Origin of the sequence: Phyllobacterium myrsinacearum (assembly GCF_014138285.1) — a bacterium.
In the GTDB taxonomy this organism is placed as follows: Bacteria; Pseudomonadota; Alphaproteobacteria; order Rhizobiales; family Rhizobiaceae; genus Phyllobacterium; species Phyllobacterium myrsinacearum_A.
In genome coordinates this window covers 19,284-42,378 of sequence record NZ_JACGXN010000014.1, presented here as the reverse complement: position 1 = coordinate 42,378, position 23,095 = coordinate 19,284, and the positions used below count along the sequence as shown (strand labels likewise).

The following is a 23,095-nucleotide window of genomic DNA, read 5'->3' as shown; positions in this document are numbered from 1 at the left end:
TCTGTTTTTTATACGGGGGTGCGCCAATGACGAAGATGTTGGCAAGTGTCCAGAACCGTGAGGAAGCCGAAATCGTCTTTCAAAATGGTGCGGATATCATTGATATGAAAAATCCAGCCAACGGAGCGCTAGGCGCCGTCGATCTGGCCAAGACCTTGGAAGTCAAGGATTTTATATCGGGTCGGCGACCCATCAGCGCAGCTTGCGGCGATCTTCCGATGCATCCGGAAATGATCCTTCAAAAGGTAGAGGAGTTTGCGGCTGCTGGTCTGGATTATATCAAGATCGGCTTGTTTCCTTCCGCCCAACTTGAAGCTTGCGTGAACGCGCTGCAGCCACTTGCTTCACACAATAAATTGATTGCCGTTGTCTTTGCCGACAACTGGAACAATTATGATGAAGACCTGTTTGAAAAGTTGGCCATTTGCAGGTTTCACGGTTTGATGATCGATACCGCCGACAAATCCAGAGGCCGCTTGCTCAATCATCTGTCTCCTGACCAGATCGGCAAATTCATCAAGAATGGCCAGTCAAAAGGATTAATGATCGGCGTTGCCGGATCACTCGAAGCGCCGGATATTTCGCGGCTATTGACCTATGATCCGGATTTCATGGGCTTTCGTGGAGCACTTTGTGTTGATCTTGACCGCAGGGCATCAATTGATGCGACGGCAACTGCAAAGATACGTGGTTTGATACCCGAAGTGCTGGAGGAGGGGATACCGGCAAGCGTTGATTACAAATTGCTTGCGGCGCGTGGCTATTTTCCGGAACCGGAAGAAGCTGGGCTGGGCGCCGACAAGATTTTTGTCCGCGATTTTGTTCTGCCTGTACATATCGGTGCATATAGTTTCGAACATGGCAAAACCCAGAAGGTGCGTTTCGATGTAACCGCCGAGGTCTTGCGGGTGACACGCAATCCTGAAGACATGCGGCATGTGGTTTCTTACGATCTCATAATGGACGGCATTCGTGCCATCGTTGCCGAGGGGCATGTCGAGCTTGCCGAGACATTGGCTGAACAAGTGGCCGCATTCGTGCTGAAAAATCCGCGGGTGATCCGCGTTTTCGTTCGCGCCGAGAAACTCGAGATCGGTCCGGGCGGCGTCGGAGTTGAGATCGAACGTACACGCGATGTCAAAAGTTCGGCCAAGCTCCGCTTCACGCAAGTGCATGGCGGTCGGAAGTTTTCATGAAACCGCTCGTCGTCAAGCTCGGAGGAAGCACGGCGGGCCACGAGGAAATGCGTCGCTGGATTGATGTGCTGGTGAATGCAACCTTTCCCCTGATCATCGTACCCGGCGGCGGTCCCTTTGCTGATCAGGTTCGGGTCTCACAGAAGCGTCTTGGCTATTCGAACGAGGCGGCGCATGCGATGGCAATCCTCGCTATGGATCAGTTTGGTATTGCCGTTGCTGAATGCCATGAACGCCTGCGTCCTGCGCGATCGGTTGCGGAAACCAGTATCATGCTTGAAGCAGGTTCCGTCCCGGTTTGGTTGCCGTCGTTGATGACCATCGGTGCGCCGGATATTCCCATGTCATGGGATGTTACATCGGATAGTTTAAGTGCGTGGCTGGCCGGACAACTAAAAGCCGATGCACTGCTGCTGATCAAACAGACGGACGAGCACCAGTACTATTCGTCAGTTGCTGATCTTGCTGCTGCGGGTATTGTTGACGCTGTGCTGCCCGATGTGCTGGCGGATGCCACCAGCCTTCATGTTGCGGGTCCGGCGATGCTGGATCAGTTGGATTTGCCCTTGGCAGCTGTTCCGGGACGCGCGATGATGCGCAACAGGCATTTTGAAGTAACGGGTGAGCAATGACACGACTGCATACGCCACGATGGGCTTGGGCATTGACCGGCTCCGGTCATTTCTTCGTGGAAAGTTTCGACTTGATAAGGACGCTCGAACATTGCGATGTGTTCGTTTCAAAAGCTGCCAATGAAGTGCTGCGTATGTATAAGCTGAAGCTTGATTTTCCCGAGACGACGCGGGTCTTGCATGACAAGACCGCAAGTTCTGTGCCTGTGGGCGGCTTCTACAATGGCGTGTATCATACGGCGATTATCGCCCCTGCGACGTCGAACACCGTGGCAAAATGCGTTGCCGGCATTTCGGATTCGCTTCCCACCAATGTGTATGCGCAGGCGGGAAAATGCCTCGTTCCGTCCATTGTTTTTGCCTGTGATACGGCGCCTGAGCTTGAAACAATGGCGCCCGGCGGCATGGTCAAGGTCTATCCCCGGCCGATCGATCTCGATAATACGGCACGGCTAAAGACGTATGAACGGACCGAAGTTGTTGAAACACTGGCAGAATTGAGGGTGGCGATTGTGCGCCGCTCGAAAGAGGTTGCCTGATATGGCTGAGCGCCTCCTGTTTCTGACCGGGCATTTGGCCCGCTCACGGCTGGAGCGGATACTTTCCGATCTCAAAGACACGACCTTTACGTATGAGGTCGTCGATATTGGTGTGAAGGTCGCTGCACTTATGAGCGAGGAAATTATAGCGCGACGATTGAAGCCTCCTGTTGTGGCAGATCGCATCATTTTGCCTGGCCGCTATCGCGGTGATCTTGACCGTTTGAGCGCACGCTTCGGTATTCCCTTCCTGAGGGGCCCCGACGAGGTTGCTGATCTGCCTGTGTTTCTCGGGCGGGTGGGCAAGCCGATTGATCTCTCCCGGCACAATATGCGCATCTTTGCAGAAATCGTTGACGCATCAGCGTTGTCCCTGGAAACATTGGTACAGCGCGCGTTGAAGCTTGCTGCTGCTGGCGCCGATGTCATTGATCTTGGCTGCCTGCCGGATACGCCGTTTCCGCATCTTGCTGATGCCATTCGCCATCTCAAGGCCCAAGGTCTCTCTGTTAGCGTGGATTCGGCCAACATCGAAGAACTCGAAACCGGCGCTGCCGCCGGTGCGGATTATCTGCTTAGTCTGACTGAGGAAACCGTAGATCTGGCGGTGAAATATAACACAACGCCTATCCTTATTCCTTCGATCGCAGGAGATCTCGATTCACTTGGACGCGCGATTGAGGCCGCCCAGACAGCAAATATCTCCTTCATTGCCGATCCAGTGCTTGACCCAATTCATTTCGGTTTTGCCGCCTCGCTCGGACGGTTTCTGGAAGCACGCCGCCGCTGGCCGGATATATCCATGATGATGGGAACTGGTAACCTGACGGAGCTCACGGATGCGGATTCTTCGGGTGTTACTGCGCTTCTTTCGGGCATCTGCTCGGAGCTTTCGATCGACAATGTCCTCGTCGTTCATGTCAGCCCCCACACCGTTCGCACTGTCGAGGAGCATGATCGCGCCCGCCGCATCATGTTTGCGGCCAAACAGGATCATGCTCTGCCACGCGGTTATGATGCCGGCCTGTTGCAGGCTCATGATCGTAAGCCATATCCGAACAGTGTTGAGGATATTGCCGTGCTTGCCAAGGATGTGCGCGATGCCAATTTCCGCATTATGACTGCGCCTGATGGCATCCATATTTTCAATGCTAAAGGCCATACGATTGCACAGGATGCATTTGAGTTTTTTCCGAAGCTCGACGTTGAGTCTGATGGCGCCCATGCTTTTTATCTTGGCGCAGAGCTGACCAAGGCCGAAATAGCCTGGAAGCTCGGCAAACGTTACACACAGGATGAACCGCTTGCCTGGGGCGCCGCCTCCCCGGACGGACAAGCGGATCGTCTGAGATTAAAAGAAGCGGGCCATACGTTGCGGGCGAAGAAGGATAGGGCGACTTGACCTATATCAGGGAAACCATTGTCACCACGGTTGATGCGGCCGGTATTGCCCATATCGCCCCGCTTGGGATTATCCAGCAGGATGACGGGTGGGTTATTGCTCCATTCCGCCCTTCGAAGACACTGGAAAATCTTGCAGTTGTCCCCTTCGCTATCGCCAATTATACGGATGATATGCTGGTCTTTGCCGGCTGTCTCACCGGACGCAAGGAATGGTCAACTGTCGCTGTCAAGGGCTATCCAGTGCCGCGTTTGCAATCGGCGTTAAGTCATTCGGTGCTTGAAGTAGTATCTGTCGAGGATGACGGGTTGCGTCCTCGCCACTTCTGCAAAGTGGTTTCGGAAGCAACACATGCGCCTTTTACAGGTCTCAATCGAGCCAAGGCTGCGGTGCTTGAACTGGCTATTCTTGTCAGCCGCCTGCACATGTTGCCGCGAGAAAAGGTCGAGGCGGAAATTGCCTATCTTATGATCGCAATAGAGAAGACTGCAGGGCCGGATGAGTTGCAGGCCTGGTCATGGCTGATGCAGCGGGTGAGGGACTATCAGGAAATGGGCGATTCCAAAGGCAAGGCTGCAAATCATCACCCCGATACCGCCTGAATTATTCTCGTAAGAACATTGAAGCGAGTAGTGCAACAGCTGCAGCAGGCGCAGCTTTGCTGGCATCATCTTGAGCATCTGCTGTTGCAGGTATCAACGTGCCAAAATCAATGTAGGGCCGGTCCATGCGTTTGGCCAGTTGCTTGATCTGTGGTCTGCCAATGCCCGCACCAACAATGGGGGCGGTATAATCGGGCATCAGCTTGCGTGCTACCCGGAATGCTCCGTCGTGGATCATGCGCAATTGGTGTTCACTGAACCATCGTGCAATATCAGTCCATTCCGTCTCTTCAAGGTCACCACCATCACGCCCCACCATCCTCGCCAATCTTTGAATGGATCCTGCGACGGTTTTCGGTTGACGGTCGGCTGACGGATATTTGTCGTCAACTTCATCCAGCGTGCCGAGAATGCGACCAAGATCTGCGGTATTGGCGAAATACTCGTTCATAAGCGGTGTCATCTGTCCCCGTACGGGAACAAGGGCCGCGACACCAATCAGCGCCGAGCGGGTAAACCCGGTATAAACCAGTTCACCCGTCAATAGCCGTTCCGCATCGGAATAGCCGTCATGAACCAATTCACCGTTCTTGAAAGCAAGTATATCTGTTGTCGTCGATCCCATATCGATAAACAGACCTGCATCCGCCAGCTTTGCACCCAACGAAGCTGTGGCGTGCCAGTTTGCGGAAGCGATGTCCCCACCCAGATTGTGCGCCGCATCAATATCGCAAAAACCTGCGCGGCCCGCATAGACGAGCGTGTTCTCATCGCCGAATTGTTCTCCGATGAAATTGAGCAGCCCGGCAATTCCAGCGTCGCGTGACGTGAATGTATCCGAAAGTTCTCCAGTCATGGTGAAGACGTTGAGATTGCCTTCTGCCTGCAACGGCCCGATGTTACTGAGAGCATCGCGTACCTGATCAAGCCCCAGCCAAAGCGGAGTTTTGAAGATTTTAGCCGAGACGATTTCGCCATCTCGGCACTGCGCCATCTTGAGATGAGCCCCGCCTATATCCCAACCTGTAATCAGGGGCTTTCCTTCGTTGGCAAATCGGGATTTCATGAGTGCATCATTCCTTGGATTCTACCAGTGCATATCATTCCGGTACTCGACATAAAAGATGGTCTTGTCGTTCGCGCTTACATGGGCAATCGCGACGCTTATCGGCCTATTGAAACGCCACTCAGCCTGACTGCCAACGTGCTCGACGTGGCGGAAGGTCTGCGCAAACTCTATCCCTTCCCAGTTTTTTATGTCGCTGAACTCGACGCGATACAGTGCGGCCTTGCTGACGACACGCTGAAGCGGTTGAAGCCGTTATTCGCCACAGCAGATGTCTGGCTGGACGCTGGTTTCTCGGACTTTAGCCAACTAGAACAAATATTGACCATGGATAGCGTATCGCCCGTGTTGGGTTCAGAGTCTCAATCCGATGCTTGCGTACTCGAGAAACTGAGGGAAAGTCCGCGACTTATTTTGTCACTGGATTTTCGTGGGGATGAGTTTATGGGCCCTCCTTCCATTCTCGATAAGGCTGACAATTGGCCGTCCCGGATTATAGTTATGACGCTTGGCCGTGTCGGTGCCAATTCTGGTCCCGATTTTGAACGGCTGACTGAGATCAAGCGTCGAGCCGGTAATCGCACTGTTATTGCTGCCGGAGGCATTCGCCATACCCATGATCTTCAACAGTTGGAAGAAATGGGTATTCCGGCGGCACTTGTCGCGACCTCTCTGCACAATGGAACTCTGACACCAGAGACGATCTCGTCGCTGATGAAAAACAAGTAAACCGGAAATAGCAGAGCAAGGGATCGATTGCTCGCCCCTTGCTCAAGTCTAGAAGCCCAAACTTTTTGCCAACCGGCGCAACAGGCCATCCGGTGCAACAGAGGGTGTACTCTGTGCGGGGTTGTCTCGTGTCTAAGCGCTGAACGGATGTTTTACAGAATCGCGCTGAGCGGTTGCTTCGGCAGCAGTCGGCTTGCCCGTTACTGCGCGCTCGAGAGCTTCCTTGGTTGCACGATAATTAAAGTCCTGAATCTTCGCATCGTCCTCGGCCTCCCAATGGATGAAAACACCGACACAAATAAACAAATCATCAGCCTCATCCGCCGGAATAGTGCCATCTGCAACACTGTCTTGAACTGCCTTTGCCACCGCATGCTGTGCCGGGCCAAACATCTGGACAGCCTGTTTCGCTCCCTTGATGGTGACCTTGTTGAACAGAATGGTGTTTGGTTTACAGGCCAAATTCGGTGCGATAACCGCAAGAAGGGAAGTGAATCCATCCTTGTTATTCGTCAAAGCATTGCAGAATGCTGTTTCAACTGCACTGCCGCGCGGTCCGATCAACAGATCGATATGCGCAACTTCGTTACCATCGCCAACCAGCGACTCGCCAACCATTACCTTATTGATTTTAACCACGGCCAAATTCCTCCCTAAACTGTTTCCAAGTGGTTTGTCCAAAGACGCCGTACCTCTCGAGACACGACTCTCGATGGACAGCTATCCTTGTTCACAGCACCCTCAGTCCGGGGTCGGTTGGCCAGATAGCAGCGGACGAAATCCGCTGGAGAAATTCAAGCATTTACCTCGCCATTATGCAAGAGCCAGATGAGTTTGGATGCAAAAAGGCTTGCAACTGTAAGATCAGCAGACGTGCCGGGATTGATACCTTTGGCTTTAAGTTGAGCATCGAAAGCAAGGAGGAGTTTTTCACGTTCCCTACCGTCTTGTATCCCGATAATCCGGGCCAGGATTTTCTCTGCGGCCTGCCGGGTTTCTTCGGCAGTAACAGCGCCATGCTTGCGTACGATGTGACTATCCGGAAAATTTGAAAGGAAATACAGATAGACGAATACGCTTGGCCACATCGCATGTTCGTTGCGTTTAATTGCTGAACCATAGATTGATAGCCCGCCTGCGAAAATATCGGAAAAATTCGTCACATATTGCCGGGCGATCATGTCGCGGTCTGATGCCGCACGCATAGCCTCCAGAAGCGACACCTCCGGTTCATTGGCCACATCATGTTCCGATGTCGTTCCAAGGCCACCCGGCTGTGCCAATGTGATTGCCGTAAATACATCCCGCGTATCGCCCATATCGAGCATCTCAAGTGTTTTGGCGAGATCGGATTGCATGTCGGAAGTACCCTCGGCTGCTGCCTGGGCAAGCGGAACACAGAGAAGAAGTATACCGAGATTGGTATTGGTCTTAACTCTTGATCGGGTTGCGGCAACAGCAGCAAGAATGCGTTGACCGACGGAAAGGGCAGGATCACTCACTGGGCCGGATGAAACCTGTGCGCTGTCGAAAAACTGCTGCGCATTCATGCGATGCCCGTCTGCAAATATATGTACATTGCCTGGTTTCAGCGCCTCGATCTCCTGATAACAGGCATCGATATAGGCGCGGCGGATCTGTTCGCGCGTCAAAGTCACGCTGCAGGTCTTTCGTCCAGTTCGATTTCAATTCGCGCGACGAGAGCACCGGCAATGCAGTCAGCAATCCGGACCGGAACAACCGATTGCAATCCCGACCAGGCAGGCATGCTGTTGACCTCGAGAACAAGGAGTTTTCCGTCGGCTGCAGGGATGATATCGATTCCGGCAAAATCAGTGCCGATAGCCGCAGAAGCTGCGAGTCCAAGCTCTTCCAGTTTGTTTCGCAAAGGGCCAATAACGGGCTCCGCTTTTGCGCCCTTGGCAATATTGGTGATCCACCCCTCGGCGCGACGCGCCATCATGCCCAGAACCTCGCCCGCGCAGGTGAACACCCGGTAATCGCAATATGGCGGTCCTGGCCGCGCTACAAAACGCTGCAGATAATAAACGTCATCCATTTCTTCCGGCTCGGGCAAATCGTCGATGCTGCGGATCAGCCTGATACCTCGGCCTTGCGACCCGAAAAGCGGTTTGAGCACCAGTGGCCCGTGCATGAGTTCCCGTTCCGCGACGACTTTGGCATTTGCAAAACTTTCAACGGCAAAAGTTTCCGGTGTCGGCAACCCTGCCTGCGCAAGGAAGAACGTCGTTGTGGATTTATCGACGCAGCGCTCAATGGCCTTGGCGGAATTCCATACGGGGATGCCAAGATGGGCAAAGGCGTGCAGAATTCCAAGACGACGCGTAATCGCCTCGAATGTCCCCGAAGAAATCGACCGCACGATAACGGCAGCGGGCAGGACGCCATTCATGCGCGGGATGGCGATGCCAGACATATAACGTGTGTCGAAACCAATATCTGCCAATGGCAAAGCCTGAACATTGAAACCATGTGATCGCAGCGCAGTACGCAACTGTTTCACTTGGCGATCGGGCCGGTCGGAAAGGATTAGTATTGTTTCTGCCATTTTATCGTTCAGCCCAGGGATTGTTCGAGCATTGCGTCATGGATCGCACCATTGCGGAAAGTATCACCGGTTTCGATTGCCGTAACAATCACCTCTGCCGGGCTGAACAGATGCGGATCGATCGCATAGAAATCCCCTTTGAATTTCTTGAATATGTCGGCGAAAGGCTGGCCATGATCGCGTGATGTATGGCTGGGAAGCTGTTCTGCCAGCCTGCGAGCGGCGGCCGAACTGCCACGTACGAAAAGTTGAACGGTACCTCCATAGATGATCGCATCGTTGGTTCTGCCCATGGCTTTGAGAAAATCCGGGTGTGGCGCCGGGATTGGCGCACGCCCCGCTCCGTCCACGATGTCGCCCAAGGGAAATTTCAGATCGTGCGCCTTGTGCATTGCCACCTCCAGAACGCGCCCGACTATCTGCACTGCCCCCGTCAGACTTTGTGTCGGTGCAAAGATAAAAGTCAGTTTCTCGGGTGTAAATCCCGTTGCCTTGGATACTTTTTCAACAATAGCCGCGGGAGGCGGTGTCGCGGTTTCAAGAACGACGACTGCAGATTCCGCATCGGGTTCGCGATAGAGTATCTGGTCAAACAGCGGCTCGACCCGTGCCAGTGAGCGTGCTGGCCCCGATCCCATGGCGAAGTATTTCTCGTGTGAGAGATTCCAGCCAGCATATTGGCTGGCAAGACAGGCCAGGACCGGCTGCGAGGAACGCACATTCACGACGTAGGGCCATTTGCCTGCGCCAAGCGTAGCTGAAACCGTGCCAAGCCCGCCCATGCAAATCTCGACAATACGAAGCCCGGCATCGACACTCCCCTGACAACTGGCACCCGCGTCGATCATATGTTCGCCGGTGCTGCCGCGGCTATAGTTGATACCAAGCCGATCTGAATCCTCAATCATCCTGTTGGCAAGGTGTTGAGCATTTCGGTTGAGATAAGCGTGGCCGTCCCTCATGAAAACTCCTCCCTCCAGTTAACCGCGAGCATTTTGACGCGGCTCTTCACGGCTTTCATCGCTGCTGAAGCGGAGAGAGCCGTGGCGAAAACAGTACAGACAGGGTCACCCGCTTGAAGCGTGGTGCCTGCCATCTGGTGATCCGCGGTCAGCGCCGGCCAGACAACTTCGGGAAAAGCAGAGATGGCTTCGGCGGTATAGGCGATTGCGGATGCGGCTGAGTTTTTATAGCTGGGTGTCGTGAAATCGAATCCCGCAACCGCCCGTAAATGTTGGCGGAGAAGAGGTGTGTCCTCGGTATCGAAAATATCAAGTGTCGCACCGGGCCGCGGATTGATTTCAATCAGATGCAGACCGGCATCGCCAACGATAAAATCGGCACTGCATAATCCGGCCAGATCGGTACGGTAAGTCAATGCCGTAAGCCAATCCTCTATTTGCCGGGCATTTTTCTTGTCGTATCGGCGCAGCCGCACCGCGCCGCCATAGCGGAAAGGGCTGGTCTTCGACGGTGACGACCACTGTTGGCTGAATCCGACTATGTGTGCCTTTTCCCGGTTAGCAAGAAAGAGCGCTGATAGATTTCTGCCTGTGATGAAGCGCTGAAAATAGCGCTGCTGGTCCGCAATTCCGTCGTTCACGGGCTTCACGTGTGAACCGCCTGCGCCTCCTGCCAATTTGCTCAGCCAATCCTGGGGGTAATCCGGGATGTCAAAACGTATATCTGGATGCGGTATGCCGGACTCGTCGCATAGCTCTGCCAGACCGGCGGGATCTTTGATGAGACGAACCGTCTTGGTGCTGTTTCCAGCAACTGGAAAGCTTTGCGAAATTGCTTCTATCATTTCGGGGTTGCGCTCGAAACCGGAGCCGTAAACAACAGCAACCGGGTTATCCTCACCGGCTAGTTTTTTCAGCGCTTCCACGAGATGTCTTCCATCGATGCCGTCTTGCAGGCTCCCTGAAAGTTTGATGGCGCGCTCTGCCAATGCCAGCGTATCTGCATCATTGAACAGATCCGCAACCAAGGGCCGCAACCCCGCCCGGCGCGCTGCGGCGGCAAGCGAGCGTCCCGAGACAGCGGCAATTAAAACCGCATTATTTGGCGAGTTCGCGAGCAAGGGCAAATGCGTCCCGAAAATCAAAGATCACCGGCTTCTTCGCCTTGATCATCTGTTCAAACAATCCGGCTTGAGTCTTGTATTTGACATTGCCGATGGAAAGGGGGCCAATGCCGACAGCCTTTGTCGCATCGAGCGGCTCGCCATTGGCATTGACTTTCAATCCTTCGATGCCTGCTGGCGGAACCGCGTTGACATCGGCAGCGACCAGAAGCTGACTTGCCTTGCCAAGTTGCGCCGTCGATATCACCTGCACGCCCGCTTTTGCAGCCGCCAGCACCACCTCGACGTTTTGAAGGATGGTCATCTTTTTTGCCTCGGTTGAACCGTCGGCTGGCTCGACCGTCAAATTGAATCTTTGCTTGATCGATGCGGCAACACTTGTCACCCGTTCAATACCGTCGTGACCGATAATCGTAACGTCCGCCCCCTGTTGAGCAGTGATAACCGCCGTGCAATAGCCGACGACACCCGTTGCGCCGAAGATCGCTACACTGGTGCCTTCCAGCTTCCGGCCATGATGTTTGGCCAATGCCTTTTCGACTCTGGCAACCATAGCAGCAGCAGTTGTGAAAGAGCCGGCAGGGTCGGCAAATACCGATATTTTGAAGGGCGGAACCATCGCACTCTTCGCCGCATCAAGCATATCGAGAGCGATTGGGGCATCCTTTCCTGCAAGGAAAATGCCTGTCGCCACGCCGGCATCCGGTGGCCGTGAAAATATGGCATCTTGAATAAGGTTTACAATATCAGGAAGAGTGACATCGGTGTAGGGAACAACAGCGTCATAACCCGCATCGAGCGCCATATTGACGTCAAATGGGCTCATCTGCCTAAGGGGTGTTAGCATGTGCAGGATTGTTTTGCGGCTCACGGTATCCGCTCCTTTTTGATGACGGCGCCCATGGTAAAAGCTCTGGCAAGATTCAAAGCGGTGTGTGTGATGTCTGCCCCGGTATTCCTACCCGCGACGATTTGAATGGCACTGCCATAAATATTTTTGTCAATCACGTTGACGATCCGCTCGGCTTCGGTCTGTGACGGCGCGAAAGCAAATCCTGTTGGTCCCCAGGAACTCTGGCCGATGCCGACGGCGCCAGCCCGGGCAAGTTGCCGGATGGTGGCCTCGACGTGTTTGCTGGTGAAGATGCCACCCTGCGCCGGCGCAAAATAATTACCGATCTCGGTCTGGATGGCGGTGATGGCGCGGCCAAACAGGTCCACGTTCTTTTCGATAAGGCCTGGCATGACACCCATCAAGACATGGCGGCTGATCGCTGCCGATGTCGTCAACGGGAACGGGGGCAGCGCTTTGAAAGCCTTGATCTCGGCGTCACCATGAATGCCTTGTGTGGACGTGTCGAAGACAAGGATGATGCGCCATTCCTCGGGAAAAGGAATCCGCGATACAATTGTGGGGGCTGCACTGTTGGGGCCTTTGCCCGCATCGACGATGACGCCACCGTCTTCGAACGCAGCTATGCCTATGCCGGAGCGCGTCCCGCGTCCAAGCATGGAGGCATCATTGACGATATCCAGCGGCAAGGCGTGCAACGAGCGCAACGCTGCCGCAACGGCGAGGGCGATCTGTGTACCGGAGCCGAGCCCGATATGTCGGGGAATGGTTCGGTGAACAACAACCTTGTGTTGTGCCGTGATACCGAGATAGCGGGAAAATGTTGTAACATGTTGTGCAACAAGTTTTTGCTCATCTCCTTCGACCTGGGCTTTGGCAGCGCGGGAAATCGTCAGGACGGTTGCGATGTCCTGAATGGGCAGACCAATACTACCAAACCGGTCTTGGCCGGACTCGGGTACGTTGCGCGGTATATCAAGGAAGCCGAGGTGAATACGGGCCGGGACTTCAATCGTGACGGATTCCGACATTTGTTTAATTTACACAATCTCGAAAATCGGGCCCTGCAGTATGATATCGTCTTTCGAGCGAGGCGCAAGCGCCATGAGCAAAGAAGTGGAGGATTGGTAAAATGGCTGAGGAATCAAAGGAGACGAAGGCCGCGGAAAAGGTTTACTCCGATGCTGAAATTGTCGCAAAACTCGAGAAAGACCTGCCGCATTGGCGCTACGAGAACGGCTGGATCCGCCGGAAATACAAGACACATAGCTGGAAAGCTACTTTGATGGTCATCAATACAATTGGGCATCTTGCAGAGGCGGCCTGGCATCATCCTGATCTTAAAGCTTCCTATGCGTGGGTCGAAGTTTTGCTGATGAACCATGCGGCGAAGGGCATCACGGACAAGGACTTCGAACTTGCAGCAAAGATCGAAAGTGTTGTTCAGTGGCAGCCTGGCCAAGAGACGGGATCGCTTGAAGGAACGCCGCAAACTGACCAGCGCTTCGCCTATATCAAGTACGAGAATTGAACCTGCAAATTTTACGGCCCGGCAGGGTTCACATTCAGGAAAAAATAGTTAAGCTCAAGTTGGCACCAGAAAGTTGCGGAATATGTCGGTTGCATGGATTGGCAGCCAGCCGGTATCTTTGACGGATGCGATTCAGAATGCTGCGAAGCTTCTGGCATCAAGCCGCTGTCCAGTTTTCACCTTTGACGCGGATGTGCATGGTACCCGCAGTACCATAGCGCTGGCAACGATGTTAGGTGGTGCATACGATCACGCTAGCGGTCAGGTGCTTGCAAATGAAGTTGCATTGTTCACAAATCACGGCGGCATGTTCACGACGCCGGGCGAAGCCCGTCGCCGCTCCAGTTTGATCATTCTGGTTGGCGAAATCCCAACATTACACCACGACCTTTTACAGGCATGGGCATCGTCGAAACCTGATCTTGGAGACAAGCGCAGCCGCAGCTGGTTTCACGTGGGAGGTGCCGAAACAGACCCATCAAACGGCAAACTTCTGCGGCAATTGAAGGCCATTTCATTACGCAGCGAGGGCCTTTCACTGAATGCAGAGCTGGCGGTTCTGCGTGCCCAATTGCAGGGCCGTCAGGCACTCGTCTCGTTGAGCAATATTGCTCAGCTCAAGAAAGCTTTGGCCGCAGCACAGTTTCCGGTCTTTGTATTTTCCGGCAGTTCAGTTGCAACCGCAGGTCTTGTCATGTTGCAGGAATTGATTGTCGATCTGAACATAAGAGGGCGTGCCAGCAGTGTGTTTCTGCCTGCTGATGATGATGCATGGGGCTCTGCTCTTACCTCACTGTGGATGACCGGATTTCCACCTCGAACAGGTTTTACCAATAGCCTCCCAAGCTATGACCCGGTGCTATGGGACGTCCAGCGTATGATCAATGAAAAAGAAGCTGATCTTCATGTCTGGGTGTCCACGCGTGGCGGTCAAATTCCCCCCAAGGGGGGGCAGGCTGCTCTGATTTCATTGAACCGGACCGAGGTGCCAACCGGGGGGGCTGCGGTAACCATTGCCGTTGGCCAAGCCGGGATGGACCACGATGGCGTTACCTATTCGAGCAGGATCGGCACGTTCAGAACGTTGCAAGCTACCGCAGCTTCGCATCTGCCCAGTGCTTCAAAGGTCATAAGCCAACTGGCTGAAGCCTTGCCCGGGAAAAGGATTCTCGCATGTTGATCCGATTGTCAGGTGGTGAAGTCGTCGATCCCGTCAACGGCAAAACAAGCCAACGTGACGTTTGGATCAGAGATGATGTGCTGGTTGATGCACCCAAGAATGAAATGGCCGATCATATCCATGACGTTTCGGGCTGTATCGTCATGGCGGGCGCCATCGATATTCATTCTCATATCGGTGGCGGCAATGTGAACACCGCGCGCCTGCTCCTGCCGGAACACCATGCAGCACACCTGCCCAGACCCGCCAATACGCCGTTGTCAAATGCCGGATGGTCTACGTTTCAAACTGGCTGCCTCTATGCGCAAATGGGTTTTACGACGGTGGTTGAACCTGCGATGGCGCCTTATTCCTCTCTCCACACGCATCTGGAACTGGCTGATATTCCGATCATCGACAAGGCAACATTGGCGATACTCGGTAATGATGATTTTACGCTATCCTTGCTGCGTGACGACAAATCTTCCGCAATGATCGATGACTACGTAGCTTGGGTTGTAGGTTCAACGCGCGCACTTGGTGTCAAAGTCATTAACGCAGGCGCCGCTGCTGCTTTCAAAGAGAATGTCCGTGCTTTTTCGCTGGATGATGTGGTTCCCGAATATGGCGTCAGCTCGCGCAAGATCGTCAAATCACTTCAGGCCTCAGTGACCAGGCTTGGCGTCCCGCATCCGCTGCATGTTCACGCCAACAATCTCGGCATTGCCGGCAGCGCCGATACGGCAGCTGCAACTATTGCGGCGACGGAAGGTGTGCCGCTGCATCTGGCCCATCTGCAGTTCTATGGTTATGGCACTGAAGGCAAGCGCAAGTTCTCATCCGAGGCAGCGCGATTGGCTGAAGCTGTCAATGCCAATCCCGATGTTACAATCGATATTGGTCAGATCATGTTCGGCCAGACCGTAACAATTTCCTCGGATGTAATGCGGCAGTTTTCTGCCATCCGTAACGCCAGTCCGAAAAAGACCGTAATTTTTGACGGCGATGGTAATGGCGGCGGGGGAATCGTACCCTACCGCTATAAACAGGACTATTACGGCTCGTTGCAATGGGCCGTCGGACTTGAGCTCTTCCTGCTCATCACCGATCCGTGGCGGGTGTTCTTTACAACAGATCATCCCAATGGTGCGCCATTTACAGCTTATCCTGAATTGTTCGAGCTGCTGATGAGCAGCGCCGCTCGCGATGCGAGATCAAGCGAACTTAATGTGGCAGCGCTCGAACTCACGACCCTCGCTTCCGTTCGTCGCGAATACAATCTGGAAGAGATTGCGATTATGACCCGCGCTGCACCGGCAAGACTGCTCGGACTTAAGGATCGTGGTCATCTGGGGGCAGGGGCGATCGCGGATATTGCGGTGTACCGCAAGGGCAAGGATATTGCGAAGATGTTCCGCGAGGCGGCACTGGTTTTCAAGAATGGCGAGCTGGTCGTTAAGAACGGCAAGGTGACGCACTATCGATGGGGCAAAACGCTCCGGCTCAATCCACCGCCTGATAAGGCGATGGTCAAGCGGATGAAGGCCTATCACGAAGAGCGCTACGGCTTGTCGCTCGACTGGTTCACCTTTCCCGACTCCGCGATCCAGCGCGACGATCCGTTTGCGGAGGTGTCATGCAACAGCTAAGCCGCAACGGTATCCTCGTGGATGACACTTTTGCCGAAGCTTTCGGTATGCGCGCAACGGCGATCATCATCACGGCGCCGACGCTTAGATGGGCTCGTCAGGCGGCCATCACCATGACCGGCTATGCGACATCTGTCATTGGCTGCGGCTGCGAAGCGGCCATCGATGTTGATTTGCCAGCGTCCAAAACACCGGATGGACGTCCCGGGTGCCGCGTTATGATTTTTGCCATGGGCACGGACGAACTCCAAAAGCAATTGAAGAGCCGGCTCGGCCAATGCGTGCTGACGTCTCCAGGAAGTGCTTGTTTTGCCGGTCTTGATGGAACAGCATCGCTCGATCTGGGCAATTCACTGCGGTACTTCGGCGATGGCTGGCAGATATCAAAGAAATTTGGTGGAAAGCACTATTGGCGCGTACCTGTCATGGATGGGGAATTCCTGTGCGAGGCAACAACGGGACTGACCAAACTTGCCGTCGGTGGCGGTAATCTTCTGTTTCTCGCCGCCGATAACACCAAAGCCTTGAACGCAGCCGAGCGGGCTGTCACGGCCATCGAAAAAGTACCCGGGGCAATTATGCCATTTCCGGGTGGCATCGTCCGCTCAGGTTCGAAAGTTGGCGGAAAGTATAAGGGGATGATGGCCTCGACGAATGATGCATTTGCGCCCACGTTGCGCGGTGTCGTTGACACCTCCTTGACACCTGACATCAACGCGGTCCTCGAAATCGTCATCGATGGCGAAACCAGTGACGCCGTTGCGGCTGCCATGAGAGCAGGGTTGAAGGCTGTTATTGATTTTGGTCCGAAGAAGGGTGCATTACGAATAAGCGCGGGCAATTATGGCGGAAAGCTCGGCAAATTTCATTATCATCTGAAGGATTTGCTCTCATGAAAGCGCTGACCTTCACCCTGATTTCTCAACCGAAAGAACGTTTGGATCTGTCAGGCTTGACGCCCGCCGCCCTGGCTGGATTATCTGACATTCAGGTTGCCAGACTGCGTATCGGCACACGCCGCAGTCCAGTTGCCGTCGGGGATGTGTTCAAGATCACGGGCAAAGACGTGAGTAATATCGTGTTTGAGGGTGGTAGTGCGCGCTTCGACAAAATCGGAGCAGGACTAAGCGCTGGGTCTATGCGCGTGACAGGGGATGTTGGATGCCAGGCGGGCAGAAGAATGTCCGGGGGCTCTCTGTGTATCGAAGGAAGCGCCGGAGACCATGCAGGTTCATGCATAATCAATGGACGGATGGAAATAAAAGGCAATGCCGGAGACTATCTGGGCGGGCCGCTTGCCGGTGAACAAATCGGCACGGAAGGCGGAATCCTCATTGTTCGCGGGAAGGCCGGAGATTACGCAGGTGATCGTTTGCGTCGCGGTACCATTGCTATCCTGAAAGGTTGTGGCGATTATGCTGGTTATCGCATGATTGCCGGAACGATCGTCGTCTGTGGCCGCACAGGCGCGATACCGGGCTATCTGATGAAACGCGGTTCGCTACTGTTTGATCGACGGCCGGAAAATCTGTCGCCGACTTTTCTACCCTGTGGAGAGCCGGAGATTGCCTTCTCCACTCTGTTTGATCGCTTTCTCATAGACGAGAAAATCATGGACAGAGCTTTGCTTGGTTCCAAGCCGGGAAAATATGGTGGCGACAATGCAGTATCCGGGAAGGGTGAAATTCTTTTTCGCAAACGCGACCGTTGATCGAATCTTTAGGTACGTTTGCAAGATAGGGCATGACCTCCAACCTCCCGTCAGACCGCCCATTCAAGGTCCGTGGTGAATGCGATTGTCAACCACCGGTCTGCGCTTTCGTCACCGATGGCATCACCAATCTCATCCCGAATAGCGTCCCATTCCTCAAGACGCCTTGGTGGCCAGCCCATAGGGACAATGAAGTACAACTCAATCTGCTTTCCGCGTCCGACCTTTGCCACATAGGCACGGTAGGAAATGAAGTCATAACGCTCGACAAAATGCTGCGCGACGGTATCGACATGCAATTTCAGCGCTGAGGGCGTTACCAGAAAGATATCAGCAAGGGCCTGTCTGATCGTGCCGATGGGAAGTGGAATGATAACGACGCAGACGAGCGCAAGAACTGCCGGATCAATATAGGGCGTGATCCAGTTCAATTGCGTTCCCTCTATTGCATATCCAATAGAAAACGCCACGAATAATGCAGCAGTAATGCCCCCTGACATGATCCAGGCCTTGGCGTCCAAAGCGACGAAGTCGGAATGCAGGCGTTTATTGATTCTCATTTCAACGACTGCCATGACCGTGCAGGCAATCAGAGCAACTCCAGCATAGAAAATCGCAAAGCTGAACTCGAGATGGCGACCGCCGTTCATCAGGCTGCCGATCGCATTGATCAACGCATAAATCGCGACCCCCGACAGCATGATACCGTTGAGGCCAAGAACCATGGGTTCAAGATGCCAAAAGCCCATTGTAAAACGTTCCCGGAGTTTTCCGGTGGGAACAGTGGATAATGCGATCAGTTTCGCTACACCGAGCGCCAAGCCGCTCATAGCGGCATCGGCCAGCATGTACACGCCGTCAAATACGATGGAGAAGGACCCTGCAAGCAAGCCGAAGATCACTCCAAAGCCTGCAATAAAGATTGTGACCGCTATGGATATGCGCAGAATGCCTTGTTCGCTGTTCAACAGTGATCTCCATCAGAGTGGGAATAATGTCCCGATGAATCGTATCACCATCACAAAACGGTCGATAGAGTTTCGGTAATCAGGTATCACGACGTCAAGAAGATCTGGAAACTGGTCAAACCTCCGGCAAAGCAATTCGTTGCTCCTTCAACCATATGTCATTGCATGCTGCTTCAATAACAGAATGTATGCAGCTCAGGTCTCCAGTAAGAGAGTATCTTTACAATTGACATCGCCAATATGATCTCTTCTGCTTGCAGGCTACTGGGAATCGTTCAGGAAAGACGGCACGAAGTTGCAGGCAGGCAGGCTGTTTCGACTACGGAAATCATCGCCAAACGCCGGTATTGAGGAACAGTTCCCCGCGCGAAGATCAAATAGAAGTGGAGAACCAGAGCCACAATTCTATATAAAACGGGCACCAAAACGTGCTGGCGCTTGATCTGCGCTGAGATTGCAACGGGAGAGACTTAAATGAGCATGACTCTGGTGCAGTGGAAATCTGGCGCCTTGGCATTGGCCGGTTTCCTGATCCTATCCACTCCGACAGTCGCACAAACCCCTCCAACGAGTATTCTTCCCGATTTGACACCCGCTCAGATGCGGGAGGATCTGACTTTTCTGAAGAAAGAATGGGCCCCGCAGGACAAGAGCTTCACCGGCGAGGAGCAACGTGAGTTCAATCAGATTGTCGACAGCGCGATCTCCCTTACAGACAAATTGTCCTCAAAGGGCTTCGCATTGGAGGTCATGCGGGCGGTGGCAGTTTCCCGGAATGGACATACGGTAGCCAGAGCTGCAAATATGATGAATAGCCTGCCCATAAAGGCGTGGTGGTTCGCAGACGGCTTGTATATCATAAAAGCCCAACCGGAATTTGCCGATCTGCTTGGCGCACGCATCGATAAGCTGGGATCGCTCACATCCGGAGATGCACTACACAAACTTGCACCCTTTATCTCCGGTACTGACCAGCGCATCCGCTTTTTGAGTGCCAATCTTTTGACCAGCCCGGATGTTCTTGAACATATAGGCGCAGCATCCGGACCAGAGATTTCCCTGACATTGCGGCTCGCGGACGGGACCATCAGGGCCGTCAAATTGAGTCCTGCTTCAGCGCCCGATCCTGGCGACAAGGGCAAGAACATTAATAAGGGCTACACGGTGCTGGTGCCAGATGACGGCAGCCTTGAAGGGCGGTGGAAACACGTGCTCGACCCGATCAAGGAACGCTCACCGCTTTATACAAAACGTACGGATGTGACGACGTCCTGGCTGAACGGAAAACAGGTATTTTACATCCGGCTCGACACCGTCTCGAGTATTGATGATACGCCGCTGGACCAGAAATTTGCCGGTATCTTCCGTAAATCGCTCCTCCCCTCGATCCCGAAATTCATCGTGATTGACCTTCGCCTGAACAGTGGTGGAGACTTCTTCAACACAATCCTCTTTTCGCAAGCGCTTCCAAAACTTGTTTCTGCAAATGGGCGCGTTCTGGTTCTTGTAAGCCGGGCGACTTTTTCTGCGGGCATTTCAACCGCAGCCATGCTGAAGGGCGCATCGCAGGGCAACGTAACGCTCGTGGGCGAGACGATGGGCGATAGCGGTCAGTTCTGGTCCGAAGGCGAGACCATTCCACTTCCCAATTCCAAAATAGGTGTCGAATACAGCAACCAGTTTGAAGATTATGAAAATGGCTGCACTGATCCTGCAACGTGCTTCTGGGCAGTTGTTGCCTTCGGGCCAAAAAATATCTCCCTGACACCGGAGGAGAAAATCGATGTGACATTCGACGATTATGCTGCCGGACGCGATCCGGTTCTCGAGAAGGCTTTATCTCTGTCGAGGTGACGGTTGATTGATAAAGAGCGTGCACTCACCGATGGCTTTGCCAAAGTGGATACTGCGCAATTCGATTCAGCACACTTTCTACGTCCAGACGCAGGGAGTTTCTGTCCGCTTTTAGCGCAATGGCGCTATCTCTCACGATGACAATGACATCCTCCTTGGTTGGCTGTGCCAGAACCTATCGGACATGGCGACGGAGAATGAGCGGTTCTGCCACCGACTTGCCATTTGAGCGGTTCATCCGGCGGGTCAAATAATATTATACGGGTAATATTGATATATATTAAATTACCCGGATATAATGAGCTTTCAACGAAGGAAGCTGCACCTATGCCGCAAATTTTGGCAAACGGAATTACACTTGAGTATGATGTCTTTGGATCGGAGAGGACCAAATCCATAGTGCTGATTTCTGGACTAGGTGTTCAGATGATCCGCTGGGCTGTGCCGTTTTGCGAGGCGCTGGCTGCAAAGGGTTACCGTGTCATTCGTTTCGACAACAGAGATGCTGGCCTTTCGACCCACTTCAATGATGCGCCGGTGCCTGATCTGGCTTCTGTAGCCAAGGCTGTGGCCAATGGTGTGTGCCCGAAGATTCCATATACGCTCCATGATATGGCGAGTGACGTTACCGGGCTTCTTGATGCACTTGAAATAGAACAGGCGCACCTTGTCGGAAGATCGATGGGCGGAATGATTGCTCAACTGGTTGCAAGTTGTCATCCGCATCGCGTGCCTTCACTGACTGTGATCATGTCGGGGACAGGCAACCCCGAATTACCGCCTTCTGCTCCAGAGGCGATGGCCGCGTTGCTCCGCCCCGCGCCCAACCCGTTGGAGGATGAAGCTGGTTTCCTTGACCACGTCGTTGCCGCATCTCGTGTCATCGCCAGCCCGGCTTATCCGTTCGATGAGGTTGCTCAGCGTGCGCAGGCTCTCGCGGAAACCAAACGGGCCTATAATGCTGCTGGATTCGGCAGACAGATTGCTGCTCTCATCGCCGCCGGCGATATTCGAAATCGACTGCACACCATCACGGCTTCGACACTTGTTGTGCATGGAGCCGCCGATAAATTGGTGCCGCCAGAAGCCGGCAGGGATATTGCAGCGAACATAGAGGGAGCTGAACTCATGATGATGGAGGGGATGGGTCATGATCTTCCACCAGAATTGTACAACGTCGTCATTGACGCCATTGCGGAAAACGCATGTGCTACCTGACGCCTTGAAGATGCGGCGAGGTCTCGCCGCATCTTCAACTCATGCAACTTGGTGACTGCGTCTGGTTGCTCCACCTGCCACGCAGCAGGAGCAAGGTTTAGTTGCGGGGCTGTAGCAGTGCCAGAACAGCTGTCGATGCGGCAAGGATGACGGTGAGGGTCAGGGGGCCCGTTGCGCCGTAGGTGTCCACGACATAACCACCAGCAACCGCTCCGATAGTGATAGCGACCTGGAAAGAGGTAACCATCAGGCTGCCCGCTGCTTCCAGCGCATCGGGCGCCGCGCGGGACATATTGGTTGGCAGCACCACCGGCGCCATGCCAAAGGCGAGGCCCCACAGAGTAACGAAGCCGAAGGCAACGCCAATGTGTGCACCCCAAAGCACCAAAGCGAGTGCCGCCAACGCCATCAACGTGGCGGTAACCGCGAGGGCCATGTGGATGTTGGTGTCAGCCATGCGGCCACCAGCAATATTACCGATCACAGCGGCGATACCAAACCCGAGCAGCGCCAATGCAATTGGTCCGGTTGTGAGGAGCGTGACATGTTCGAGGAAGGGGCGCACATAGACCGAGCCAGCAAAATGTCCCGTCATCAGCAAAAGGATGGCAAGCATGCCGAGTTGAATGCCACGCCGCCGCGTCAGCCGAAGGACATCGGCAAGACTGTTGCTTGCGGTTGCAGGCAAGGTCGGCAGGCTGAGAAACTGCAGCAGCATGGCAAACGCGGCCAGCCCCGCTGTCATGGCCATGGCCGTGCGCCAGCCCAACCAGTCGCTGATCAATGCACCCATCGACGGTGCGGCTATGGTGGCGAGCGAGACGCCGAGGGTGACGATAGCCATGCCTCGACCTGTCGCATTGGCACCCACCAGCCTTGCTACGACCGCAACTGAGAGCGCCCAGAAAGCGCTGAGGGCGATGCCTAGCCCGGCCCGACCTAACAATAACAGCCAGAAATCGGTCGCCAATGCCGCAAGAACATTGGAACCGATCGCCAATGCGCTGAGACCAACCAGCACCGTCTTGCGGTTCAACCGGCCGATGAGAACATTGCTCAACATGGCCGTCACAGCGCCAACCGAAGCCGTAGCCGTGACAACCTGCCCAGCCGTTCCTTCACTGATGCCGAGATCGCGCGCCATTGGCGTCAACAGGCCTGCGGGCAGGAATTCGGCCGACACCAGAGCAAAGCTGGTGGCCGCCATTGAAAGGACCGCAAACCAGGTGGCCGCGCTCCATGCGACTGGCGCAGGGGCATCAACGTCTATCGCCGTGCCTTCAAGTTGTAATGTTGTATCCGTCATTGAAGTATCTCCAAGGTTTGGAGAC

The 23,095-nt window shown here is 54.1% G+C and carries 23 protein-coding genes; 13 read left to right on the top strand and 10 right to left on the bottom strand.

Annotated features, from left to right (window positions below; translation table 11 throughout):
- Window positions 1-26 precede the first annotated feature (26 nt).
- From FHW16_RS25025 to FHW16_RS25005, 5 genes are read left to right on the top strand one after another with little or no spacing between them, the layout of a single operon-like run.
- Window positions 27-1,196, top strand: coding sequence for a (5-formylfuran-3-yl)methyl phosphate synthase (locus FHW16_RS25025; protein WP_182551996.1), 1,170 nt, complete (start codon window positions 27-29; stop codon window positions 1,194-1,196).
- Window positions 1,193-1,828 (top strand): dihydroneopterin aldolase, encoded by a 636-nt coding sequence (locus FHW16_RS25020; RefSeq protein ID WP_182551995.1) that lies wholly within the window; start codon window positions 1,193-1,195, stop codon window positions 1,826-1,828. Before FHW16_RS25025 ends, FHW16_RS25020 begins: the two co-directional genes overlap by 4 nt.
- Complete coding sequence (locus FHW16_RS25015) at window positions 1,825-2,367, top strand: flavoprotein (protein WP_182551994.1); 543 nt, start codon at window positions 1,825-1,827, stop codon at window positions 2,365-2,367. Before FHW16_RS25020 ends, FHW16_RS25015 begins: the two co-directional genes overlap by 4 nt.
- A 1-nt stretch (window position 2,368) precedes the next feature.
- The gene (locus FHW16_RS25010; RefSeq protein ID WP_182551993.1) at window positions 2,369-3,769 is read left to right on the top strand and encodes a DUF6513 domain-containing protein; all 1,401 of its coding nucleotides are present in this window, start codon (window positions 2,369-2,371) and stop codon (window positions 3,767-3,769) included.
- Complete coding sequence (locus FHW16_RS25005; protein WP_182551992.1) at window positions 3,766-4,371, top strand: DUF447 domain-containing protein; 606 nt, start codon at window positions 3,766-3,768, stop codon at window positions 4,369-4,371. Before FHW16_RS25010 ends, FHW16_RS25005 begins: the two co-directional genes overlap by 4 nt.
- A 1-nt stretch (window position 4,372) precedes the next feature.
- On the opposite strand, the gene FHW16_RS25000 is transcribed toward FHW16_RS25005, so the two are convergent.
- The gene (locus FHW16_RS25000; RefSeq protein WP_182551991.1) at window positions 4,373-5,437 is read right to left on the bottom strand and encodes a hydantoinase/oxoprolinase family protein; all 1,065 of its coding nucleotides are present in this window, start codon (window positions 5,435-5,437) and stop codon (window positions 4,373-4,375) included.
- Between the two features lie 27 nt (window positions 5,438-5,464).
- On the opposite strand from FHW16_RS25000, the gene FHW16_RS24995 reads away from it, so the two are divergent.
- Entirely contained in the window at window positions 5,465-6,166 is a 702-nt protein-coding gene (locus tag FHW16_RS24995; RefSeq protein ID WP_348643932.1) for a HisA/HisF-related TIM barrel protein, read from the top strand.
- Between the two features lie 132 nt (window positions 6,167-6,298).
- On the opposite strand, the gene fae is transcribed toward FHW16_RS24995, so the two are convergent.
- The 7 genes from fae to FHW16_RS24960 all read right to left on the bottom strand — a co-directional run bounded on the left by fae (window position 6,299) and on the right by FHW16_RS24960 (window position 12,705).
- Window positions 6,299-6,805 carry a formaldehyde-activating enzyme gene (fae, locus tag FHW16_RS24990; RefSeq protein WP_182552070.1) on the bottom strand — a complete coding sequence of 169 codons (507 nt, stop codon included), beginning with the start codon at window positions 6,803-6,805 and terminating at the stop codon, window positions 6,299-6,301.
- Window positions 6,806-6,960: 155 nt separating this feature from the next.
- On the bottom strand, window positions 6,961-7,824 hold the full coding sequence (locus FHW16_RS24985) for a triphosphoribosyl-dephospho-CoA synthase (protein ID WP_182551989.1): 864 nt from the start codon (window positions 7,822-7,824) through the stop codon (window positions 6,961-6,963).
- On the bottom strand, window positions 7,821-8,735 hold the full coding sequence (locus FHW16_RS24980; RefSeq protein WP_182551988.1) for an ATP-grasp domain-containing protein: 915 nt from the start codon (window positions 8,733-8,735) through the stop codon (window positions 7,821-7,823). Before FHW16_RS24980 ends, FHW16_RS24985 begins: the two co-directional genes overlap by 4 nt.
- A gap of 8 nt (window positions 8,736-8,743) precedes the next feature.
- Window positions 8,744-9,697 (bottom strand): methenyltetrahydromethanopterin cyclohydrolase, encoded by a 954-nt coding sequence (gene mch, locus FHW16_RS24975; RefSeq protein ID WP_182551987.1) that lies wholly within the window; start codon window positions 9,695-9,697, stop codon window positions 8,744-8,746.
- Window positions 9,694-10,686 (bottom strand): ATP-grasp domain-containing protein, encoded by a 993-nt coding sequence (locus tag FHW16_RS24970; protein WP_246711942.1) that lies wholly within the window; start codon window positions 10,684-10,686, stop codon window positions 9,694-9,696. Before FHW16_RS24970 ends, mch begins: the two co-directional genes overlap by 4 nt.
- A gap of 109 nt (window positions 10,687-10,795) precedes the next feature.
- Window positions 10,796-11,692 carry an NAD(P)-dependent methylenetetrahydromethanopterin dehydrogenase gene (locus FHW16_RS24965; RefSeq protein WP_348643931.1) on the bottom strand — a complete coding sequence of 299 codons (897 nt, stop codon included), beginning with the start codon at window positions 11,690-11,692 and terminating at the stop codon, window positions 10,796-10,798.
- Window positions 11,689-12,705, bottom strand: coding sequence for a beta-ribofuranosylaminobenzene 5'-phosphate synthase family protein (locus tag FHW16_RS24960; protein ID WP_182551985.1), 1,017 nt, complete (start codon window positions 12,703-12,705; stop codon window positions 11,689-11,691). Before FHW16_RS24960 ends, FHW16_RS24965 begins: the two co-directional genes overlap by 4 nt.
- Before the next feature lie 101 nt (window positions 12,706-12,806).
- On the opposite strand from FHW16_RS24960, the gene FHW16_RS24955 reads away from it, so the two are divergent.
- The 5 genes from FHW16_RS24955 to FHW16_RS24935 all read left to right on the top strand — a co-directional run bounded on the left by FHW16_RS24955 (window position 12,807) and on the right by FHW16_RS24935 (window position 17,724).
- Window positions 12,807-13,205 (top strand): 4a-hydroxytetrahydrobiopterin dehydratase, encoded by a 399-nt coding sequence (locus FHW16_RS24955; RefSeq protein ID WP_182551984.1) that lies wholly within the window; start codon window positions 12,807-12,809, stop codon window positions 13,203-13,205.
- An 82-nt stretch (window positions 13,206-13,287) separates the two neighbouring features.
- Entirely contained in the window at window positions 13,288-14,385 is a 1,098-nt protein-coding gene (locus FHW16_RS24950) for a tungsten formylmethanofuran dehydrogenase (protein ID WP_182551983.1), read from the top strand.
- The gene (locus FHW16_RS24945; protein ID WP_182551982.1) at window positions 14,379-16,013 is read left to right on the top strand and encodes a formylmethanofuran dehydrogenase subunit A; all 1,635 of its coding nucleotides are present in this window, start codon (window positions 14,379-14,381) and stop codon (window positions 16,011-16,013) included. The genes FHW16_RS24950 and FHW16_RS24945 overlap by 7 nt, the downstream gene beginning before the upstream one ends.
- Window positions 16,001-16,909 carry a formylmethanofuran--tetrahydromethanopterin N-formyltransferase gene (gene fhcD, locus FHW16_RS24940; protein ID WP_182551981.1) on the top strand — a complete coding sequence of 303 codons (909 nt, stop codon included), beginning with the start codon at window positions 16,001-16,003 and terminating at the stop codon, window positions 16,907-16,909. Before FHW16_RS24945 ends, fhcD begins: the two co-directional genes overlap by 13 nt.
- Complete coding sequence (locus FHW16_RS24935) at window positions 16,906-17,724, top strand: formylmethanofuran dehydrogenase subunit C (RefSeq protein WP_182551980.1); 819 nt, start codon at window positions 16,906-16,908, stop codon at window positions 17,722-17,724. The genes fhcD and FHW16_RS24935 overlap by 4 nt, the downstream gene beginning before the upstream one ends.
- 50 nt (window positions 17,725-17,774) lie before the next feature.
- Here the strand turns inward: FHW16_RS24935 and FHW16_RS24930 are convergent, their stop codons facing one another.
- A complete protein-coding gene (locus FHW16_RS24930; RefSeq protein WP_182551979.1) occupies window positions 17,775-18,692 on the bottom strand; it encodes a cation diffusion facilitator family transporter in 918 nt (305 codons plus the stop codon).
- A 474-nt stretch (window positions 18,693-19,166) separates the two neighbouring features.
- On the opposite strand from FHW16_RS24930, the gene FHW16_RS24925 reads away from it, so the two are divergent.
- Together FHW16_RS24925 and FHW16_RS24920 are read left to right on the top strand one after the other, a co-directional pair.
- The gene (locus FHW16_RS24925; protein WP_182551978.1) at window positions 19,167-20,546 is read left to right on the top strand and encodes a peptidase S41; all 1,380 of its coding nucleotides are present in this window, start codon (window positions 19,167-19,169) and stop codon (window positions 20,544-20,546) included.
- A 225-nt stretch (window positions 20,547-20,771) separates the two neighbouring features.
- Window positions 20,772-21,764: an alpha/beta fold hydrolase gene (locus tag FHW16_RS24920; RefSeq protein ID WP_246711941.1), complete on the top strand. Its 993-nt coding sequence runs from the start codon at window positions 20,772-20,774 to the stop codon at window positions 21,762-21,764.
- 97 nt (window positions 21,765-21,861) lie between these two features.
- Here the strand turns inward: FHW16_RS24920 and FHW16_RS24915 are convergent, their stop codons facing one another.
- Complete coding sequence (locus FHW16_RS24915; RefSeq protein ID WP_182551977.1) at window positions 21,862-23,070, bottom strand: MFS transporter; 1,209 nt, start codon at window positions 23,068-23,070, stop codon at window positions 21,862-21,864.
- Between the last annotated feature and the right edge of the window lie 25 nt (window positions 23,071-23,095).

Coding starts and splice junctions, on each gene's coding strand:
- FHW16_RS25025 (WP_182551996.1), top strand. CDS start 27: ATGACGAAGATGTTGGCAAGTGTCCAGAACCGTGAGGAAGCCGAAATC.
- FHW16_RS25020 (WP_182551995.1), top strand. CDS start 1,193: ATGAAACCGCTCGTCGTCAAGCTCGGAGGAAGCACGGCGGGCCACGAG.
- FHW16_RS25015 (WP_182551994.1), top strand. CDS start 1,825: ATGACACGACTGCATACGCCACGATGGGCTTGGGCATTGACCGGCTCC.
- FHW16_RS25010 (WP_182551993.1), top strand. CDS start 2,369: ATGGCTGAGCGCCTCCTGTTTCTGACCGGGCATTTGGCCCGCTCACGG.
- FHW16_RS25000 (WP_182551991.1), bottom strand. CDS start 5,437: ATGAAATCCCGATTTGCCAACGAAGGAAAGCCCCTGATTACAGGTTGG.
- FHW16_RS24980 (WP_182551988.1), bottom strand. CDS start 8,735: ATGGCAGAAACAATACTAATCCTTTCCGACCGGCCCGATCGCCAAGTG.
- mch (WP_182551987.1), bottom strand. CDS start 9,697: ATGAGGGACGGCCACGCTTATCTCAACCGAAATGCTCAACACCTTGCC.
- FHW16_RS24960 (WP_182551985.1), bottom strand. CDS start 12,705: ATGTCGGAATCCGTCACGATTGAAGTCCCGGCCCGTATTCACCTCGGC.
- FHW16_RS24955 (WP_182551984.1), top strand. CDS start 12,807: ATGGCTGAGGAATCAAAGGAGACGAAGGCCGCGGAAAAGGTTTACTCC.
- FHW16_RS24950 (WP_182551983.1), top strand. CDS start 13,288: ATGTCGGTTGCATGGATTGGCAGCCAGCCGGTATCTTTGACGGATGCG.
- FHW16_RS24945 (WP_182551982.1), top strand. CDS start 14,379: ATGTTGATCCGATTGTCAGGTGGTGAAGTCGTCGATCCCGTCAACGGC.
- fhcD (WP_182551981.1), top strand. CDS start 16,001: ATGCAACAGCTAAGCCGCAACGGTATCCTCGTGGATGACACTTTTGCC.
- FHW16_RS24935 (WP_182551980.1), top strand. CDS start 16,906: ATGAAAGCGCTGACCTTCACCCTGATTTCTCAACCGAAAGAACGTTTG.
- FHW16_RS24925 (WP_182551978.1), top strand. CDS start 19,167: ATGAGCATGACTCTGGTGCAGTGGAAATCTGGCGCCTTGGCATTGGCC.
- FHW16_RS24915 (WP_182551977.1), bottom strand. CDS start 23,070: ATGACGGATACAACATTACAACTTGAAGGCACGGCGATAGACGTTGAT.